We start from the raw sequence: 16884 nt of genomic DNA, 5'->3' as shown, positions 1-16884 counted from the left end.
TCAAGCTAGGAGATTCTCGACGCCGGTCATCGCTCGGGTTAGTCGGTCGAGGTGCGCGGGGCTCTTGTAGGAGCGGGTCATGGCGCGCGTGGAGTGTCCGACGAGTTCGACGATCAGCTCCTCCGGGACGTCTGCGGCGTAGAGAAGGTCGACCGCGGCGTGTCTGAGGTCGTGCAGCCTGACGCGTCGATCTTCTCCGAGAAGTTCCCGTTGAACGGCTGGCCACAGCCGTGTCTCCATATTCGGATCGATGGGCCTGCCTTTGCGGGTGAAGACGAGTCCCCATGGGTTCGACTCCATGGTGGCCAGGTGGTGCTCCATCATGTCCCGTAACGGGTTGATGAGCGGTACCGTGCGCCAGCCTGCTTTCGACTTGGGCCTTGTGAGGAAGAAGCCCCCGTACAGGTGCCGGTACTCGAAATCCGGTGGGGCGATGGGTAGACCGTTGTCGCCGCGTCTGAGTGTTTGCATCTGCCAACTGATATCGAGGTGCGAGCCGACTCGACCTACCTCGAGTCCGACGACCTCACCGCGGCGCGCACCCGTCAGGATGTACGTCATCCACTTGAGCCCGTCCGGCCGCGTTTTCAGCGCTTCGAGGAGGTAACGGAGCTCTTGCGTGGTGGGGACGTCGAGTTGTGGGCGTGCCGGCCGTGGCTGCTCAACCAGACGCACGGGGTTGCGTTCGATCTCCTCTTCACGGACGGCGACGTCGAAGGCGCGTGAGGCGACGACATGCGCGTTGCGAACTGTGGTCGGGGAGCACTCGTCCCGCATCCAGCGGTGCATGCGCCGTATGTCAGCGGCCCGGACGGCTGCGAGCGGAGTGCCGGCGCCTAGAGCGGGGACGATCCTCGTTTTAGCGATGGATCTATACCCGTCTGCGGTCTTGGGTCGAAGCTGCGGGTAGACGCACTCGGCAAGCCAGTAGCCGAACCACTCGCCAACGGTTGTCCCGCTGCCAGAGGGGTACGAGTCCGGCGAGGGCAGGTCAGTCCCACCACGCGCCTTCTCGAATGCCCGCAGATGAGCAAGTACGACTTCGCGCTTCTTGGAACGGTAGCTCTTCCGTCTACGTTTGCCGTCAACACTTGGAAGAGGGAGGACGACGGTCCAATATCCCCTCTGGTCTCGGAAGATCGTTCCAGTTCCCTGCGCTCGCCGCTTCGTCATGCATGGACACTACGAGCGGCGATGTGTTCACGCTAGCGTGTGGTTGGAGGCGAACATGAAGAGCTACGAAATCACTGCGGAGCGCGACGGAAAGTTCTGGTTCGTCCGCATCCCCGAGCTGGACGGGGTGACACAGGCCCGCACCGAAGCAGAAATCTCGGTGATGGCACGGGACTTCATCGCCGTAACGCTGGATGTTCCCGTTGACTCCTTCGACCTCGAGGTCACCCTGCTTCCGGGGAACGGGGATCGGAACTAGACCAAGTAGCTCCAATCCCCACCTTCCAGTATCCATGGATCACCATGAACAACAGCACACTCAAATACGGGGCCGGCGTCTTTGCCCTCGCCTCGGCCACCTGGTCATTCGCCAGCGGCAACTTCTGGCCCGGACTGCTCGCAGTCATCGCAGCCGCAATCATCGTCATCTCGATCATCCGCGAGCGGGAAGACTGATGGAGCGATACCTGTCACGCGCCGAGTTCGCCGAACGCATCGGCGTCCTCACCGGCACACTCTCCCGCTACAAACTCCCCGAACCAGACGCCATGATCGGCAGCACACGCGGATGGACAGTCGAGACAGTCGACGCGTGGAACGCCGCGCGACCGGGAAGGGGAGGCAGCGACGCCACGGGATGACCTATGCGCCCACGGGAGCATCGTCGAGCTTGTCGAACTCGATTGGGCGTGCGCCGGCGAGCACGGCTAGGTGCCTCTCGACCACATCTGCGAATCGTGGGCAGTCGTTCTTGCGCAGCATGGTGACCATGCTGGTTACTTCCTGCTCCTTCGATAGCGCATGGCGCATCGTGGCACGGGTGGCCTCCATGACGTTCCTTGAGCTCTGCGCGTTGACCAGGACAAGGAAGTCGTCTGGGTGATAGATCTCGAAAGGGAGGTCGTCCTTCACGTCGTCGGAGAGGTTGTGGAATCCCTTGTCCTTCGTTACGAGGTAGCCCACGCCAGCCTCTAGAGCCGCAGCGTAGACGTGGATGTCGCCCTCGTCGCCCCCGGGGAACGGGATCTCGCAGTCGTAGTCCCTGAGCACCGTGCACAACGTGCGTAGGTTCTCACTCATTGCGGAGACAACCCCACCGGGCGCCAGCGCGTTGTCGTCGCGCCAACGCGCAACCGCCTCGGCGATGACATCCTCGGTGACCACGATCTCGAACGCAGGAGAAAAGTGACTGCCAGCGTGGGCGAGGTTAAAGAACCATCCTCGCAGGGTCACCGAATACAGGACATCTGCATCGACAAAAACCAGCGGGGACATGGCGATCAGCCTAGCGCCTAGCCCTCTCCGCTGTACCGATACCCATCGTCTAGCATTTTCGCCAGGGCGTCCTTGCGTGCCTCTTGGCGAGATCGAGCGAAGTCAAGAACTACCGACGTCTTGAGCCTGGTGTGGCTACCCACGCGATACGCCTCAAGCTCGCCACGCTTGATCATCTTCATCAGGGTTGGCCGGGAAACCCCGAGCCGCTGCGCGGCGGTCGTCGTGGTCAGCTCTTCCGGAAGGCTCTGAACCCCTACTGCCTCTCCCGAGGCGATCTGCTGGAGGACTTCCATGAGGAAGCCGGACAGGTCCGCGGGTAGCGGTATCTCGCTAAGGGCAGTCCGAAGAACGAAGCATTGCGGCTCGGCGTCGTGAAGCTTGCCGATAGTTTCGCGCGCTTCCTCGCGGATCTCGGTGTCGATCGTTGTCGCTGGGGTGAGCGTGAGGTTTCCCATGTGACTACTCAGCCTGACTCTTCTGGTTTCTTGATTGGTTTCTTGATTGGTTACTTGATTGGTCACTTGATTGGCTGCGTCAGTTCAGCGTTCGACGACTGGCGCTTGTTTCAGATTAAGTGTAACCCCACTGTCTGCAGGGCAGCAAGATCGACTAGTCGTAGCAGATTGCACAGTCCTACGATCCTGGCTAGTCGCCGGGGGACAGTCCAGGCCGTCTATCTCAGCCGGGTTGAGCTGTGCGGCTACGTGCGGTCACTGGTTCAAGCCATAGATCACGCGTCCTAGTGTTGCTAGCCTGATCCACCTTGGCCGGAGGAAGGATGATCCGGTATGCAATCAAGAGGCCTGCCCCCACCGTGAAGCTCAGTGTTGAGTTGGATGCCATCTGTTCCCGCAACAGGTACACGACTGATACGACGCCCGTTCTGGACGAGCTCAGGGCGACTGCGGGCGAACGCACAGACGTTCTCGCTGAGGCCGTGGGCACATGGGTTGGCTACTTCGAGGACGACTACACGGCGACCCTCTGCGCAGCCCTGAGAACGCTTCCGGACCCTTGACCCGTGGATTGCGTTGGGACAGCATCGACGGTCACTCCCAGACCCGTCCACACCCGAGCGGTTAGGTCACGGTCAAGCAGCTGCCCTCCCCGCTCTACATCACGACTGATCCTGCCTCACCCGGCTTCGTTCGTTGACGAGTGCTCGGGGGAAGCTACTGATGGGTGATGGCACCGTTGGAGTCAGGAAGCGGGTATTGGCGTCGAAGCTCGGCCAGCCTCAGCGCATATCTCGCAGGTGGTTGCTCGCCGCGAAGATACGCGGCCACGATGAACGATGTCGTCGCGGTGGCATCCCGCCAGTCAGCAGGAGTCACGTCTCTTGAGTGAGGGCTGGACACGATCGTGAGCCCGTCCGCAACCACTCGCCGAACGTCCGCATCCTCGATTAGCAGGTAGGTGCGGCCCGCGACCGAGGAAAACGGGCGGATAGCCTCGCCGGACGGAAGCTCACGTCCGGCCCTGTTCTCAGCCCTCCCGAGTTCGTGTAGGTCCACAAGCGCATCGTGGAGGCGAAGAGCGTGGTCCCGGCTGTTCGACGCATGGATGTCAGCAAGGGCATCCTCACGCTCACGAGTTCTCCGTCGATCGGCAATCTTGCTCTGCTGCCAGGTCGACGCAAGAGTAACTCCACCCGTTGAGAGCGCAGTGACAAGTACGAGCGCAACCGCCGGCAAGAAGTCAGTCATGGTGGCGCCTCAGTCTGTGGACGGCAAGATGTCCTGCTCGACTTGACGTCCATGGAACTTGAGGAAGTCTCTATCTACCTCGATGGGCTCGCCAAGCCTCCAGCCATTGCCCTTTCGGATGAGCTCGCCAGAGACGGTAAACGGGAGCCGCTGAGCGTGTGCCCGGATCGCCCAGTCATAGTCCTCACCGGCAAGCGGAACAGTGATTCGCCCCAATCGCCCATTGACGTCCGCTCGCACGACAACTTCGCCCTCTGACTGCTCGCCTGTTTGAGGTGCATTACCGCGTTTGAGCTCCGTCACCGGTCCCACGAGAGTCACTTGCTCAGGCTCGTGCCTTTGCGAGAGCCGCCGCTCGACGGAGGGAAGCTCCTCGATTGTCCCCCGTTCGATAGTGATTCGCTCGGGCACCGATTCGCGTTGGGGTTCCGTAGCAGCCCATTCGAAGGAAAGATCGATCGATCGTACCCCTTCGTCGTCGCCCATATCGTGGAGAGCTTGTACCAGGGGAAGTCGCATGCCGCGTCCGAGCGCCTCGTCGAAGTCAACAAAGTCGTCCTCGCGCCTAGCGAACCGTTGAGTAGCGTCCACTCCACGAGCGAGTTGAGTCATGACCCGTCTCGTAAAGCTCGGGGCGACATCCTCGGCCGAAGGGGCCACCGCCGTACCAATGCCTGTCGACGGCATTTCGGTATCGAGTCGGGCGGCGACAGTAATGATGAAGCTGCCCTTTTTCGTATGACCCATGCGCACGTCATCCGACAGGAACTCCTTTACGGTGTTCGGAACGCGCCCGCGCCCCGCGGACGCAGGGTTCCACGCCGTCAACGCAGCAGAGCGGATCAGCTGCTCGATGTTTTCCAGGAGTGACGTTGCCTGGCTGAACGGAATCGTTCCGTCTGAGGAATGCTGATCCACTCGGACAAAAAAGAGGTCGGCATGGATCGTTGCTACCTGCTCCGCGAGGTCGGACACGCGCCAGCCGAAAACCGATGCTATGGAGTGAACCGCCTCTCCTAGCCGGCGCGAGTAGTCGGAGAGACGCTGGTCGCGAGGGAGCAGGATCGGAGGAACCCCCTCCGTAACGTCATTCGGGAGCCAAATCTGATCGAACGTCCGATCGGCCCTCAGCGACCACTGCTGAATAGCGAGAAACTGAGCGAGGTTGGAGTCGGTCAGAACGTCGCTATACTCACCGAAACCTAGAACGTCGGTTGCCATCTGCTCGCCTCCTCCATGAGCTCAAGTAGTGATGCGGGGGTGAGAACATTGCTGCGCGGTATGTGCACAGTCACTGATGCACTCCCGGGCGCGACCGCGGGGAGATCCTTACCCCACATCCAATACATATGGCTCCTCGACAGGAGACCGTCTGTGTCGTGGTGCAGCCACTGCTCAGCCCGAGCGTTAGTCGTGAGCACGCAAAAGAGGGCCGGGGTGGATCGATTTAGGCGCGCCATTTTCTCGATCGAGCGCACATCCAGCGACCAGGCAATCGTATTAGGACCCGCAACGCTCTCCTGCCCGGTGCACTTCAGCTGTACATCAATCTTTGGCCCGTACATTCCACCTTGGGACGCATAGTCAACGGATGAGCTCAGTGTCACATCTCGGACGTCGTAGTCCTGGCCCCACGACCCGACATCGAGTCCAGTAGCGCTAGCGAGCGCGTGCAGGTACGCCTTGCTCAGTTCCTCCTTCATGCCGTTGAGCGGCATCGAACCGGTCGGCAAGACATGTGAATCGACGATCGTCATCGATCGTTTCCCCCGCGCATGCGCTCATTAAAGCACACGCCGAGCCCTCCCCCCTCTAGCCAGAGCTCTCGGTCACACGTCGCTGTTGCTTCAGCGCTCATCCGCTGATCGCTTCCAGACCCGAGGCGGTCCGAACGCCTTGGCTACCCGGCTAGATGACCGGCGCGAGTGCTCCATCAGACGGGGTGTCCGGTGGAGCACTCGCATTGAGGCCGCTGGGGTTGCCCTTAAACCCACGCGAACAACTTGTCGATTGGTGGGCGTAGTGCGCGTCCGCGACCGGACTGCAGGTAGTAGTTCCACATGATCCACGCGATCTCACGGTCGCGATAGTGGGAGAGGAACCGATTGAGGAGCGCTGGGTCGGTCATCGCCACTAGTTCCTCCATCCGTTTTCGAGCGTGACACGATTAGCGGCCGAGGCTCGATGGATACGTCCATCCACAATCTGAGCGAGCCCGTCCCCACCAATCTCCAACCTTCCCGAGATCGCCAACCCATCAAGGGAGATGGGCGGGGCCGCTGCTGCCTGGACGACGACAGGTGTCTGCGAAGCAACCCAGTAGGGCTGCTGCTGGTCGGACACACTGGGTCCAGTAGTGAGGGTCGCCCGCCACTCCTCGATCGCGGAGTGCCCACCCGCCGCATCAACCTCATCAGCAGGGATCACATGCTCACCAGGCGCAAGCAACCGGAGCTCAGAGTCCTTACCCTTCGGACCACGGCCACGAACCGGACCACCCGTAGACATACCCGGCGTCTTGAGTACCGTGCCGACACCGACCGTCGAAACCGGGATGTTGAAGTGCGTACGAACCGCCTCATTCAACCGACCCAGAATCCCATTCAAGCTCGCATGAGCCTGAGACGTGTCAGCCAGAACCTTGATCTGCCGCTCCGTTGGAATCGCATAGATCTTGTCCGCCAGAGCTTCCGCCTGACTCCTCGTGGCCCCCATCTGAATCGCCGAGTTGATCAAAGCCTCCCGGCCCGCACGCATACGATCCGTGTAACCCTTAGTCGACCCATCAAGCTCGAACTGGGCAGCCGCCGCAGCCTGCGAATCAGACGCAAGGCCCACAAGCATGTCCATGTTCGCCCGACCAGCCTCAGTCGAGACATCCAGGCCACGCGAACCATCAGCAATCGCCTGGTTCACCGCTGCAAGCGTCTCCAGAGCCAACCCCTACCGGTAGTTGATGAACTGCAGATCGATGTCGAGGTCGCTGCCCTTAAGGAGCGCGATCACGGCCTGGAGGTCGTCGCGGCTCTTGGACTGCACGCGGAGCTCGTCGCCCTGGATCTGGCTCTTCACGCCCTTGGGGCCCTCGTCGCGGATGATCTTGCCGATCTTCTTCGCGTTCTCCGAGGAGATGCCGTCCTTCAGGCTCGACAGGATGCGGAACTCCTTGCCGCTGGCGAAGGGCTCTCCCGAGTCGAGGCTCTTCAGGGAGATGCCGCGCTTGATGAGCTTGGACTGGAACACGTCGAGGACGGCGTTCGCGCGCTCCTCGGTGTTCGCGGTGATGAGGATCTGCTCGCCGCTCCAGGCGATCGAAGCGCCGGTCCCCTTGAAGTCGTAGCGCTGCTCCACCTCTTTGCGCGCCTGGTTCAGGGCGTTCTCGGCCTCCTGGCGATCCACTTTCGAGACGATGTCAAAGGAACTGTCAGCCATGACTCAACTGTATCCGCGGGGGTGCGGAAAGTCCCGTGAGCGGGCTCACGGGGCGCGCGCCGCCCCGGCGCCTAGACTTCGTCGATGCCGATGTCGCCCTACGTCGAGGCGATCCGTGCGCGGATCGGACACGACTTCCTCCTGCTGCCCGGTGTCACCGCCGTCATCCGCGACGGCGAACGGTTCCTGCTGGCCCGGCACGCGCACTCCGGCGTGTGGAGTCTGCTCGGGGGCGGCATCGAGCCCGGTGAAGAGCCCACGGACGCGGTCGCCCGGGAAGTCCTCGAAGAGACGGGAGCGCGTCTGCGGATCACAGGACTCATCGGCGCGTACGGTGGCGACCCGATGGCGGTGACCTATCCGAACGGCGACCAGGTCGGCTACGTCACGGTCGCCTACGAGTGCGAGCTGCTCAGCGACCCGGCACCGGACATGGACGAGATCGTCGAACTGCGCTGGTTCCCGCGAGAGGCCATCGCCGCCTTGCCGCGGCGTGACTGGATCGACCGCGTCATCCGCGATGCGCCGCATCGTGCTGGCGGTGACGCCGCGCGCTGATGCCCTCACCATCGGCTGATATGGAAGCGTTTTCATATCAGGAGAGTCTCGTCGTGCCGATCACGGGTTGATATCAACGCGCTCGCGGATTGTGATCGCCTTTCGAAACGATGCATACTGTAAGCGCTTGCAGTCTTGCAGGCGCTCAGCACTGAGAGAGGCACACACCAATGAAGGTGAACAAGAGGGGCATGGTCGCCGCGGGCGCCATCGCCATCGTTTCGGCTCTGACGCTCGCCGGCTGCTCGACCGGCTCCGGCGGCGACGACTCTTCCTCCGGTGGAGACGGCGGCGGCACGCTGACCGTCTGGGTCGACGCCGAGCGGGTCGACGCGCTGCAGGGCGCGGCGGACGCGTACCAGGAGAAGACCGGTGTCACGGTCAAGCTGGTGGGGAAGTCCGTCGACGACATGAAGGACGACTTCATCCAGCAGGTCCCGACCGGCAAGGGCCCCGACGTGGTCATGGGCGCTCACGACTGGCTCGGCGAGCTCTCGACCAACGGCGTCGTCGCTCCGATCGAGCTCGGCGACAGCTCTGAGGACTACCTCCCCGTCGCGCTCCAGGCGGCGACCTACGAGGGCACCGTCTACATGCTCCCGTACGCGGTCGAGAACATCGCCGTCCTGCGCAACGCCGACCTCGTCCCCGAGCCCGCGACGAGCTTCGACGACATGGTCGCGAAGGGCACCTTCGTGGTGGAGCAGGGCGCCGAGGGCAACTCGTACCACCTGTACCCGTTCCAGACCGCGTTCGGCGCTCCGGTCTTCGGCACCGACGACAGCGGCAGCTACGACCCGACCGACCTGCAGCTCGGCAGCGAGGGCGGCTTCGCCTTCGCCGACTGGCTGGGAGCGCAGGGCGCGGCCGGCACGCTGAACACCGATATCGACGGTGAGATCGCCAAGCAGCAGTTCCTCGACGGCACCGCCGCCTTCTGGCTGACCGGCCCGTGGAACGTGGGCGCGGCCACCGAGGCGGGCATCAACGTCGAGATCGACCCGATCCCGAGCCCGACGGGGGAGACGGCCTCGCCGTTCGCCGGCGTCAAGGGCTTCTTCGTGAGCGCCGAGTCGAAGAACAAGGTCGCGGCCAACGACTTCCTCGTCAACTACCTCGGCACGGAGGACGTGCAGCTGGAGCTGTTCAAGGCCGGCAACGTGCTCCCGGCCCTCACGGCTGCCGCCGACACCGCGGCGTCCGACCCGATCATCGCCGGCTTCCAGGCCGTCGGCGCCGACGCGGTCCCCATGCCGGCGATCCCCGCCATGGGCGCTGTCTGGCAGTTCTGGGGCGTGGCCGAGGCCGCCATCATCAACGGCGAGGACCCGCAGGCGACGTGGCAGAAGCTCGTCGACGACGTGACCGCCGCGATCGAGTAACGGCCGACAAGATGACGACCCTGCCGGGGCGGGCCGACCAGCCCGCCCCGGCAGGACCATGACGAGGACGACATGACAGACACCGAAGAGCGCACCGCGCCCCCCACTCCTCGGCAGCGCCAGGCGGCGAAGATCGCCGAGGCGGCCTCCCGACCGATCGGGTGGATGCTGCTCAAGATCCTGTTGCTGGCGATCGTGGACGCGATCGCCGTCTACGCCGTGTTCGTGCTGCTCGTACAGCACGAGTGGCTGGTCCTCGGCCTCGTCGTCGCGGTGACGGTCCTCGTCAACTACATCTACTTCTCCCGCAAGCGCATCGCGGCGAAGTACCTCACCCCCGGCATCATCTTCCTGGTCCTGTTCCAGGTCTTCACGCTCCTCTACACGGGCTACATCGGCTTCACGAACTACGGCACCGGTCACAACGGGAGCAAGGAGCAGGCGATCTCGTCGCTGCTCGCCTCCGCGCAGGAGCGCGTCGAGGACTCTCCGACGTACCCCGTCACGGTGGTCGAGCAGTTCGGCACCTACGGCCTCCTCGTCACGGATCCGGAGGACGGCGATGCGCTCCTCGGCACGGCGGAGCAGCCTCTCGCCGAGGTCGACGCGGAGTTCGAAGGCGGCAAGGCCGTCGCCCTGGACGGGTGGACCACTCTTCCGCTCGCCACCGTCTTCACCCTGTCGGAGGAGCTGGAGCAGCTCTCCGTCCCGTTCAGTGACGACCCCAACGACGGCAGCCTCCGTGCCCCCGACGGTCAGAACGGCTACCTGTACGTCTCGACACTGACCTACGACGCCGCTGCCGACACGATCACGGACACCGCGACCGGCACGGTCTACAGCGACACCGGCGACGGTGCGTTCACGGCGGAGGACGGCGAGCAGCTGCTGCCCGGCTGGCAGACCACGGTCGGCTTCGACAACTTCGTCCGCGCGGTGACCGACGAGTCCATCCGCGGTCCGCTCATCTCCGTCACCGTCTGGACCTTCGTCTTCGCGCTGGTGTCCGTCGCGACGACCTTCTTCCTCGGCCTGCTGCTCGCGCTCGTCTTCAACAACACGCGCATGCGCTTCCGCAACGGCTACCGAATCATCCTCATCCTCCCGTACGCCTTCCCCGCGTTCCTCTCCGCGCTCGTCTGGGCCGGGATGATGAACGAGAGCTTCGGGTTCATCAACCAGGTGCTGTTCGGCGGCGCGGCCATCCCGTGGCTCACCGACCCGGTGCTGGCGAAGGTGTCCGTGCTGCTGGTGAACCTCTGGCTCGGCTTCCCGTACATGTTCCTCGTCTGCATGGGCGCGCTGCAGGGCATCCCGGACGACGTGAACGAGGCCGCCGTCATGGACGGCGCGAACGCGTGGCAGATCTTCCGCCGCATCAAGCTGCCGCTGCTGCTGGTGACCGTGGCGCCGCTGCTGATCTCGTCGTTCGCGTTCAACTTCAACAACTTCAACCTGATCTACATGCTGACCAAGGGCGGCCCGCGCTTCAGCGACGTGTCGATCCCCGTCGGCCACACCGACATCCTCATCTCGATGGTCTACAAGGTGGCGTTCACCGGACAGACCCGCGACTACGGACTCGCCTCCGCCTTCACGATCCTGATCTTCGTCGTGGTCGCGACGATCTCGATCATCAGCTTCCGCAAGACCAAGGCCCTCGAGGAGCTGAACTGACATGAGCACCGTCCCCAGCACCGCCACCGCCACCGCCCACCGCACCGCTCCGCGGCGTCGTTCGTTCGGCGCCTGGTTCGCCGACACCGGCTGGCGTCATCTCGTCGCCATCGTGGTGAGCGCCTTCGCCCTCTTCCCGCTGCTGTACGTGGTGTCGGCCTCGCTCAACCCGAAGGGCACGCTCACCGGGTCGAACCAGCTCTTCTCGGCCATCGGGATCGACAGCTACGTGCGCATCCTCAGCGACCCGCAGAATCCGTACGGGACGTGGTTCCTGAACACGCTGCTCATCGCGGTCGTGACGGGCGCGGTCACCGTCTTCATCGGGGCCTGTGCGGCATATGCCTTCTCCCGCATGCGCTTCGCGGGCCGCCGCGTGGGGCGCGTCACCATCGTCGTCGTGCAGATGTTCCCGCAGCTCCTCGCGGTCGTCGCGATCTTCCTGCTGATGTCGACGCTGGGGGACTGGTTCCCGGCGATCGGCCTCAACACGCACACCGGCCTGATCCTCGTCTATCTCGGCGGCGCGCTGGGCGTGAACACCTACCTGATGTACGGCTTCTTCAACACGATCCCGAAGGAGATCGACGAGGCCGCCCGCATCGACGGCGCCGGGCACGCGCGGATCTTCTTCACGATCATCCTGCGCCTGGTCGCGCCGATCCTCGCGGTCGTCGGTCTGCTCTCCTTCATCGGCACGGTGAACGAGTACGTGATCGCCAGCGTCATGCTCGTCGACGTGGATCAGCAGACCCTTGTCGTCGGTCTGACCAAGCTCGTCGCGAACCCCCGCTATGCCGACTGGTCGGCCTTCTCCGCCGGCGCGGTCATGGCCGCGATCCCGGTCATGGTGCTGTTCCTCTTCCTGCAGAAGTACATCGTCGGCGGTCTGACCGCCGGAGCGACAAAGGGCTGATCGAAGAACCGCTGCCGCTATCCTGCGTCACATGCTACCTTGTGAGGCATGACAGCGGACGTCGGTGCGCAGATGCGCAAGGGAGTGGTCGAGTACTGCGTACTCGGTCTGCTGTCGCGCGAGCCCATGTACGGCTGGCAGCTGTCGGATGCACTCACCGGCGCCGGGCTGATCGCCAGCATCGGCACGCTGTATCCGCTCCTCGGGCGGCTGCGCGACAACGGCTGGGTGACGACGTTCGACCGGCCGTCGGAGAGCGGTCCGGTGCGCAAGTACTACCGGCTCACGGATGCCGGTATCGATCAGCTCGCGCGCTTCCGGGCGCAGTGGGCGCCGTTCGCCCGTGCCGTCACGGGCATGGTGGGGGAAGGATGACAATGACCGAGAAGACCGCAGCCGAGCTGCGTGACGACTACCTGGCGCGGCTGGACGAGGCGATGCGCGGACTACCGCACGGTGTCGCGTCGGACATCCGCGGCGGGATCGCGGAGGAACTCGACGGGCTCGATGCGGAGGCGACCGCGGAGCGGATCGACCGGCTGGGGGACCCCCGAGGGATCGCCCGTGAGGCGGAGGACGAGGTTCCGACCGCGCCGCCCGTCGTGCTCCCTGCGCCCACGCCCGCACCCTCGGCTCCGCGCACGCCGACGACCGCGACGCGGGGCTTCGCGATCGCGGCCGCGCTCACCCTCAGCTTCGGCGGGATCGTGGTGCCGGTCGTCGGCTGGTTCGTGGGTGCGGTGCTCGTGAGCCTGAGTGCGATGTGGCGGACCTGGGAGAAGGCGGTTGCGATCCTGGTGCCCTTCGTCGCCACCGGGCTGACCGTCCTGATCGCATCGACGATGACCGGCTTCTCCACCGGATCGGCGTCCGGCAGCTCGACCGGCGGCGAAACCATGCCGGAGGTGGTGAACCCACTCGTCCCCTCCTTCGGGGAGTGGCACCTGCTCCTGCTCCTGGGGTTCCTACTGGTCCCGGCTTCCGGGCTCTGGCTGCTCTGGCGGATGCGCGGTCGTAGCGCCCGTTGAGCGACACCACCTCGACGCGGCGTTGCTCACGACCCTCGCGACGGCTCGGGCCTACGGTGAGACCATGGCACGGGTGGGTGGACGCAACCTCGGGATGAGCTGGTTCGCCGGCATCGTGTGTGCAGGGATCGTCGCCGGACTCGTCTGGCTCTCGCTGCCGATGGTGCCGATCCTCGCGCAGTTCGCCGGGGATGCGCTTCGCAGTACTTTTCCCTGAGCGGCGGAAACCGCGGGACCACGCGTATGGCGACACGACGGCACGCCTCCGGAAGCGCCGGGACAGGCGGCGGTAATCTCGCACTGCACATCCCCGATGAGAGGCGCACCCCATGAGTGATCCCGAGGCTCGTCAGCCCGAGAAGTCGAACGACGTCGACGACGTCGTCGGCAGCGCGAACGCCGGTCTCGACGCCGCGGCGGCGGCCCGCGGAGATGTCCCCGGCCACGCCGACGACGCCCGTGCGGATGATTCCCGCGCCGCAGACGTCACCGCGGCCTCCTCCGAGCCAGTGGCCGACCAGGCCGCGACCCGGCAGGAGTCCGCCGTCGACCCCGATCTCGCCGCCTTCGAGGCCGCCGAGCGGGACCACCCCGGTACTTTCAGCTCCGCCGCCCCGATGCCCTCGAGCACCGACGGCGACCGCCGTGACGCGGACCTCCGCGACGCGGACCGCCGCGATGCGACCCCCGAGACCTCGCTGTACGCGACGCCGGAGACCTCGCTGTACTCCACGCCGAGCAGCCACGCGCACGAGGAGTCGGCCATGGCCGGTGCGGCCTACGCATCGCACGCCGACGACACCGACACCCGCATCGTGCCGTCCGAACCGCTCACGAACGGCGCGGCCGCCGCGCCGCAGCAGCCGCAGCCGATCTTCGTGCAGGCGCCGGAGCCACCGCGCGAGCGTGGCAACCGCGGCACCGCCGGGGCCATCGGCCTGCTCGCCACCGTCGCCTTCGCGCTGCTCTACCTCGCCACCACACTCGGCCTCGGCGCCCTGGCCGGCGATGTGAACGGGGAGAACATCGGCGAGGCGCTCGTCGCCCCGCTGCTCACCTGGGGGTTCTGGACCCCGGTGGTCGTGTTCTTCCTCGGCTTCTGGCTCCTGGGAGCCATCATCAACCGCGGCCGCTGGGGCCTGTGGGTGGTGTTCGGCATCGTGGTCGGGCTGATCGCCTACGCCGGACACATCCTGGGCCAGCTCTTCGAGGCGCCCTTCTGGAAGCTCACGGCGTCGCAGGGTCTCGAACTCGCGGGCGAGCAGCTACTCGCCCCGCTGGCCATCGCGGCCTTCGTCTTCGCCCGCGAACTCACCATCTGGTTCGGCGCCTGGGTGGCCCGCAGCGGTGCCCGCAAGACCGAGCTGAACGAGGAGGCGCAGCGCGAGTACGAGCGCACCCTCGAGGCCGGTCCCACCCTGTCGAGGTAATCACGAACACCACCACGCCGAACCCCCGCGGGCCCGAGTCCGCGGGGGTTTCGGCTGTCCTGGCGGCGGTCATGGCCACCATCGCCTTCTTCGCCCTCGCGGTCTTCGGCCTCGGCGCCCTCAGCGTCGCCACCGACCGCGACATCATCGACGTCCCGGGCCTGGGGCAGGTCCCCGGGGTGTCCGGCATGGTCGCGGCCGTCGTCGTGTTCGCACTCACGCTGTGGGCGACGGTGCGGAGAGGACATGCCTCCTTCGGCTCCGCTCCCGTGATCGCGCTGCTCACGGCACTCGTGCACTTGGCCACGGTCTGGATCGCCGTGCTCGTCGCGACGAGCGATGTGGTCGTGGCCACGGCCGTCGCCGGAGATCTCGTCCGCGGCGGCGCGAGCCTCGTGCTCCTCGCCGCCGCAGCGGTGGCTGCCTGGGGCGGGATAGCCCTCCGCCGGACGAGGTCCGCACAGCCGCGATGGCCGTGGGAGCGTGACGAGGCGGAGTGACACCCCGTAAATCCGCGCCGTGAGCGGCGACGCGCCGTACGCTGGTGGGGTGGAGCGCTCATTGGAGACGCAGGTCGACCAGGCCGTCGAGGCCTGGTTGCGCTGGGTGCCGCGCTGGGAGCCGGCGACCCACCGCGGAAGGACTGCGCCGTGCCGGCGCTGTCTCGGCTCGCCCGTCCTCGCCGCCGCAGGCATTGCGGGCACCACGCCGCACGGTGTCCAGCATGGGCTGTCGACGCGCATCAAGACGATCGTCGACCACGCGGTCGCGGAGTACACGGCGCGGAACCTCCCGACCCTGCAGCGCGAGCTCGATCAGCAGGCAGCGCGCAACCGCGCCCGCAGCTACCGGCCGACGGAGGACCTCGACCCTGAGTTCGAGGGCATGCCGCTGGATCCGGAGCCGGTACCCGGCGCCCCCTTCCTCTTCACGATCGCCGGTCTCGCTGACGATTCCGCTGCGGAGTTGCCGCCTCTGCCCCCGCTGTCGGACGAGGCGAAGACCGCTCTCCGGCAGGAGGTCGCCCTGGCCGACGAGTACGCGAACCTCGTCGGGCGCGAGATCTGCGGGATCCTGCTCCGACACCGGATCACGATCCAGGCTGCGGTGTCGCGACATGTCGAGCCGCAGATCGAGGCGCTTCTCGCCGAGCTCACGGAGTCGCTGGACTCGCCGTTCGACCCCGACATCCCCTGACTTCGGGTGGCGCGGGGGAGTGCGACCATCATTTGACCGTCAGGTTACGCGGCATTACACTTGATCAGGTGTGTGCACGTCCTGACGTGCGCGCTGGGCGTCGGCACCTCGCCGGTCCGCCCCCACGGCATACCCACCACACCAAAAGCTCGTCGGTTCCGGCGTGCCGGTGGGTCATGATGTGAAACCCATCACGCTGTCACCGTGCAGCACTATGAGGAGAGAACGTGCCAACCATTCAGCAGTTGGTTCGCAAGGGTCGCTCGCCCAAGGTCACCAAGACCAAGGCGCCCGCGCTCAAGGCGAACCCGCAGCAGGCCGGGGTCTGCACCCGCGTCTACACCACCACCCCGAAGAAGCCGAACTCGGCGATGCGCAAGGTCGCTCGTGTGAAGCTCCGCAACGGGACCGAGGTCACCGCGTACATCCCCGGTGAGGGCCACAACCTGCAGGAGCACTCCCTGGTGCTCGTCCGCGGCGGTCGTGTGAAGGACCTCCCCGGTGTGCGTTACAAGATCGTCCGTGGCGCTCTGGACACCCAGGCCGTCAAGAACCGTAAGCAGGCTCGTTCCCGCTACGGCGCGAAGAAGGGTTGAGTTAGATGCCTCGTAAGGGTCCCGCCCCCAAGCGCCCCGTCGTCAACGACCCGGTCTACGGCGCTCCGATCGTCACCTCGCTGGTGAACAAGATCCTCGTCGACGGCAAGAAGTCGCTGGCCGAGTCGATCGTCTACGGCGCCCTCCGCGGTGTCGAGGCGAAGAACGGCCAGGACGCCGTCGCCACCCTGAAGAAGGCGCTCGACAACGTGCGCCCCACGCTCGAGGTCCGCAGCCGCCGCGTCGGTGGCTCGACCTACCAGGTTCCGGTCGAGGTCAAGCCGCACCGTGCGAACACCCTCGCGCTGCGCTGGCTCGTGAGCTACGCCAAGGGTCGTCGTGAGAAGACGATGACCGAGCGTCTCCAGAACGAGATCCTGGACGCGTCGAACGGCCTGGGTGCCGCGGTCAAGCGCCGTGAGGACACCCACAAGATGGCCGAGTCGAACCGCGCGTTCGCTCACTACCGCTGGTAACCCCTTCGACGGGCTCAGGGACCCTTCCGCGTTCC

General features: G+C 65.3%; 22 protein-coding genes. 14 read left to right on the top strand and 8 right to left on the bottom strand.

What is annotated here, in order from left to right:
• A complete protein-coding gene (locus KZC57_RS06805) occupies nt 1-1173 on the bottom strand; it encodes a tyrosine-type recombinase/integrase (RefSeq protein WP_247641322.1) in 1173 nt (390 codons plus the stop codon).
• A gap of 55 nt (nt 1174-1228) precedes the next feature.
• On the opposite strand from KZC57_RS06805, the gene KZC57_RS06800 reads away from it, so the two are divergent.
• Both KZC57_RS06800 and KZC57_RS06795 read left to right on the top strand, forming a co-directional pair.
• Nucleotides 1229-1432 (top strand): hypothetical protein, encoded by a 204-nt coding sequence (locus KZC57_RS06800; protein ID WP_247641321.1) that lies wholly within the window; start codon nt 1229-1231, stop codon nt 1430-1432.
• Between the two features lie 44 nt (nt 1433-1476).
• Nucleotides 1477-1629, top strand: a complete 153-nt coding sequence (locus KZC57_RS06795; RefSeq protein ID WP_247641320.1) for a hypothetical protein — start codon at nt 1477-1479, stop codon at nt 1627-1629.
• Nucleotides 1630-1815: 186 nt separating this feature from the next.
• Here KZC57_RS06795 and KZC57_RS06790 read toward each other — a convergent pair whose 3' ends face one another.
• From KZC57_RS06790 to KZC57_RS06765, 7 genes are all read right to left on the bottom strand, one after another.
• Nucleotides 1816-2448 carry a hypothetical protein gene (locus KZC57_RS06790; protein WP_247641319.1) on the bottom strand — a complete coding sequence of 211 codons (633 nt, stop codon included), beginning with the start codon at nt 2446-2448 and terminating at the stop codon, nt 1816-1818.
• Nucleotides 2449-2465: 17 nt separating this feature from the next.
• The gene (locus KZC57_RS06785) at nt 2466-2906 is read right to left on the bottom strand and encodes a helix-turn-helix domain-containing protein (protein ID WP_247641318.1); all 441 of its coding nucleotides are present in this window, start codon (nt 2904-2906) and stop codon (nt 2466-2468) included.
• Between the two features lie 717 nt (nt 2907-3623).
• The gene (locus KZC57_RS06780) at nt 3624-4157 is read right to left on the bottom strand and encodes a hypothetical protein (protein WP_247641317.1); all 534 of its coding nucleotides are present in this window, start codon (nt 4155-4157) and stop codon (nt 3624-3626) included.
• Nucleotides 4158-4166: 9 nt separating this feature from the next.
• Nucleotides 4167-5378 carry a hypothetical protein gene (locus KZC57_RS06775; RefSeq protein WP_247641316.1) on the bottom strand — a complete coding sequence of 404 codons (1212 nt, stop codon included), beginning with the start codon at nt 5376-5378 and terminating at the stop codon, nt 4167-4169.
• Nucleotides 5360-5860, bottom strand: coding sequence for a DUF4365 domain-containing protein (locus tag KZC57_RS16580; RefSeq protein WP_374206610.1), 501 nt, complete (start codon nt 5858-5860; stop codon nt 5360-5362). Before KZC57_RS16580 ends, KZC57_RS06775 begins: the two co-directional genes overlap by 19 nt.
• Before the next feature lie 430 nt (nt 5861-6290).
• Nucleotides 6291-7097, bottom strand: coding sequence for a hypothetical protein (locus tag KZC57_RS06770; protein WP_247641315.1), 807 nt, complete (start codon nt 7095-7097; stop codon nt 6291-6293).
• A 3-nt stretch (nt 7098-7100) separates the two neighbouring features.
• Nucleotides 7101-7589 (bottom strand): YajQ family cyclic di-GMP-binding protein, encoded by a 489-nt coding sequence (locus tag KZC57_RS06765; protein WP_025102421.1) that lies wholly within the window; start codon nt 7587-7589, stop codon nt 7101-7103.
• A gap of 84 nt (nt 7590-7673) precedes the next feature.
• On the opposite strand from KZC57_RS06765, the gene KZC57_RS06760 reads away from it, so the two are divergent.
• The 12 genes from KZC57_RS06760 (at nt 7674) to rpsG (ending at nt 16849) form a co-directional block, all read left to right on the top strand.
• Complete coding sequence (locus KZC57_RS06760) at nt 7674-8147, top strand: NUDIX domain-containing protein (protein ID WP_234024152.1); 474 nt, start codon at nt 7674-7676, stop codon at nt 8145-8147.
• 170 nt (nt 8148-8317) lie between these two features.
• Entirely contained in the window at nt 8318-9529 is a 1212-nt protein-coding gene (locus tag KZC57_RS06755) for a maltose ABC transporter substrate-binding protein (RefSeq protein WP_247641314.1), read from the top strand.
• Nucleotides 9530-9601: 72 nt separating this feature from the next.
• Nucleotides 9602-11206 (top strand): maltose ABC transporter permease MalF, encoded by a 1605-nt coding sequence (malF, locus tag KZC57_RS06750; protein ID WP_144882344.1) that lies wholly within the window; start codon nt 9602-9604, stop codon nt 11204-11206.
• A 1-nt stretch (nt 11207) separates the two neighbouring features.
• Complete coding sequence (locus tag KZC57_RS06745; RefSeq protein WP_247641313.1) at nt 11208-12122, top strand: sugar ABC transporter permease; 915 nt, start codon at nt 11208-11210, stop codon at nt 12120-12122.
• 48 nt (nt 12123-12170) lie between these two features.
• Complete coding sequence (locus tag KZC57_RS06740; RefSeq protein WP_025102416.1) at nt 12171-12497, top strand: PadR family transcriptional regulator; 327 nt, start codon at nt 12171-12173, stop codon at nt 12495-12497.
• 2 nt (nt 12498-12499) lie between these two features.
• Entirely contained in the window at nt 12500-13150 is a 651-nt protein-coding gene (locus KZC57_RS06735; protein WP_060921242.1) for a hypothetical protein, read from the top strand.
• A 64-nt stretch (nt 13151-13214) separates the two neighbouring features.
• Nucleotides 13215-13367 carry a hypothetical protein gene (locus tag KZC57_RS06730; protein WP_167627836.1) on the top strand — a complete coding sequence of 51 codons (153 nt, stop codon included), beginning with the start codon at nt 13215-13217 and terminating at the stop codon, nt 13365-13367.
• A 112-nt stretch (nt 13368-13479) separates the two neighbouring features.
• Complete coding sequence (locus tag KZC57_RS06725; protein WP_247641312.1) at nt 13480-14580, top strand: ABC transporter; 1101 nt, start codon at nt 13480-13482, stop codon at nt 14578-14580.
• 71 nt (nt 14581-14651) lie between these two features.
• On the top strand, nt 14652-15080 hold the full coding sequence (locus KZC57_RS06720) for a hypothetical protein (RefSeq protein WP_060921245.1): 429 nt from the start codon (nt 14652-14654) through the stop codon (nt 15078-15080).
• A 49-nt stretch (nt 15081-15129) separates the two neighbouring features.
• Nucleotides 15130-15777, top strand: coding sequence for a spermidine/putrescine ABC transporter substrate-binding protein (locus tag KZC57_RS06715; protein WP_186326386.1), 648 nt, complete (start codon nt 15130-15132; stop codon nt 15775-15777).
• Nucleotides 15778-16004: 227 nt separating this feature from the next.
• On the top strand, nt 16005-16373 hold the full coding sequence (gene rpsL / locus KZC57_RS06710; protein ID WP_018187369.1) for a 30S ribosomal protein S12: 369 nt from the start codon (nt 16005-16007) through the stop codon (nt 16371-16373).
• A gap of 5 nt (nt 16374-16378) precedes the next feature.
• A complete protein-coding gene (gene rpsG, locus KZC57_RS06705; RefSeq protein WP_017201608.1) occupies nt 16379-16849 on the top strand; it encodes a 30S ribosomal protein S7 in 471 nt (156 codons plus the stop codon).
• Nucleotides 16850-16884: the final 35 nt, after the last annotated feature.

The organism is Microbacterium sp. KSW4-4 (assembly GCF_023091185.1).
In the GTDB taxonomy this organism is placed as follows: domain Bacteria; phylum Actinomycetota; class Actinomycetes; order Actinomycetales; family Microbacteriaceae; genus Microbacterium; species Microbacterium paraoxydans.
This window is presented reverse-complemented; position numbering and strand designations above follow the sequence as displayed.

Bases quoted from the DNA above. Each gene is read 5' to 3' on its own strand.
- KZC57_RS06720 (WP_060921245.1), top strand. From the start codon at position 14,652: ATGGCCACCATCGCCTTCTTCGCCCTCGCGGTCTTCGGCCTCGGCGCC.
- KZC57_RS06755 (WP_247641314.1), top strand. From the start codon at position 8,318: ATGAAGGTGAACAAGAGGGGCATGGTCGCCGCGGGCGCCATCGCCATC.
- KZC57_RS06760 (WP_234024152.1), top strand. From the start codon at position 7,674: ATGCCGATGTCGCCCTACGTCGAGGCGATCCGTGCGCGGATCGGACAC.
- KZC57_RS06730 (WP_167627836.1), top strand. From the start codon at position 13,215: ATGGCACGGGTGGGTGGACGCAACCTCGGGATGAGCTGGTTCGCCGGC.
- KZC57_RS06775 (WP_247641316.1), bottom strand. From the start codon at position 5,378: ATGGCAACCGACGTTCTAGGTTTCGGTGAGTATAGCGACGTTCTGACC.
- KZC57_RS06780 (WP_247641317.1), bottom strand. From the start codon at position 4,157: ATGACTGACTTCTTGCCGGCGGTTGCGCTCGTACTTGTCACTGCGCTC.
- KZC57_RS06745 (WP_247641313.1), top strand. From the start codon at position 11,208: ATGAGCACCGTCCCCAGCACCGCCACCGCCACCGCCCACCGCACCGCT.
- KZC57_RS06765 (WP_025102421.1), bottom strand. From the start codon at position 7,589: ATGGCTGACAGTTCCTTTGACATCGTCTCGAAAGTGGATCGCCAGGAG.
- KZC57_RS16580 (WP_374206610.1), bottom strand. From the start codon at position 5,860: ATGAAGGAGGAACTGAGCAAGGCGTACCTGCACGCGCTCGCTAGCGCT.
- KZC57_RS06740 (WP_025102416.1), top strand. From the start codon at position 12,171: ATGACAGCGGACGTCGGTGCGCAGATGCGCAAGGGAGTGGTCGAGTAC.
- KZC57_RS06790 (WP_247641319.1), bottom strand. From the start codon at position 2,448: ATGTCCCCGCTGGTTTTTGTCGATGCAGATGTCCTGTATTCGGTGACC.
- KZC57_RS06725 (WP_247641312.1), top strand. From the start codon at position 13,480: ATGAGTGATCCCGAGGCTCGTCAGCCCGAGAAGTCGAACGACGTCGAC.
- KZC57_RS06785 (WP_247641318.1), bottom strand. From the start codon at position 2,906: ATGGGAAACCTCACGCTCACCCCAGCGACAACGATCGACACCGAGATC.
- rpsG (WP_017201608.1), top strand. From the start codon at position 16,379: ATGCCTCGTAAGGGTCCCGCCCCCAAGCGCCCCGTCGTCAACGACCCG.
- KZC57_RS06795 (WP_247641320.1), top strand. From the start codon at position 1,477: ATGAACAACAGCACACTCAAATACGGGGCCGGCGTCTTTGCCCTCGCC.
- KZC57_RS06735 (WP_060921242.1), top strand. From the start codon at position 12,500: ATGACCGAGAAGACCGCAGCCGAGCTGCGTGACGACTACCTGGCGCGG.
- KZC57_RS06805 (WP_247641322.1), bottom strand. From the start codon at position 1,173: ATGACGAAGCGGCGAGCGCAGGGAACTGGAACGATCTTCCGAGACCAG.
- malF (WP_144882344.1), top strand. From the start codon at position 9,602: ATGACAGACACCGAAGAGCGCACCGCGCCCCCCACTCCTCGGCAGCGC.
- KZC57_RS06800 (WP_247641321.1), top strand. From the start codon at position 1,229: ATGAAGAGCTACGAAATCACTGCGGAGCGCGACGGAAAGTTCTGGTTC.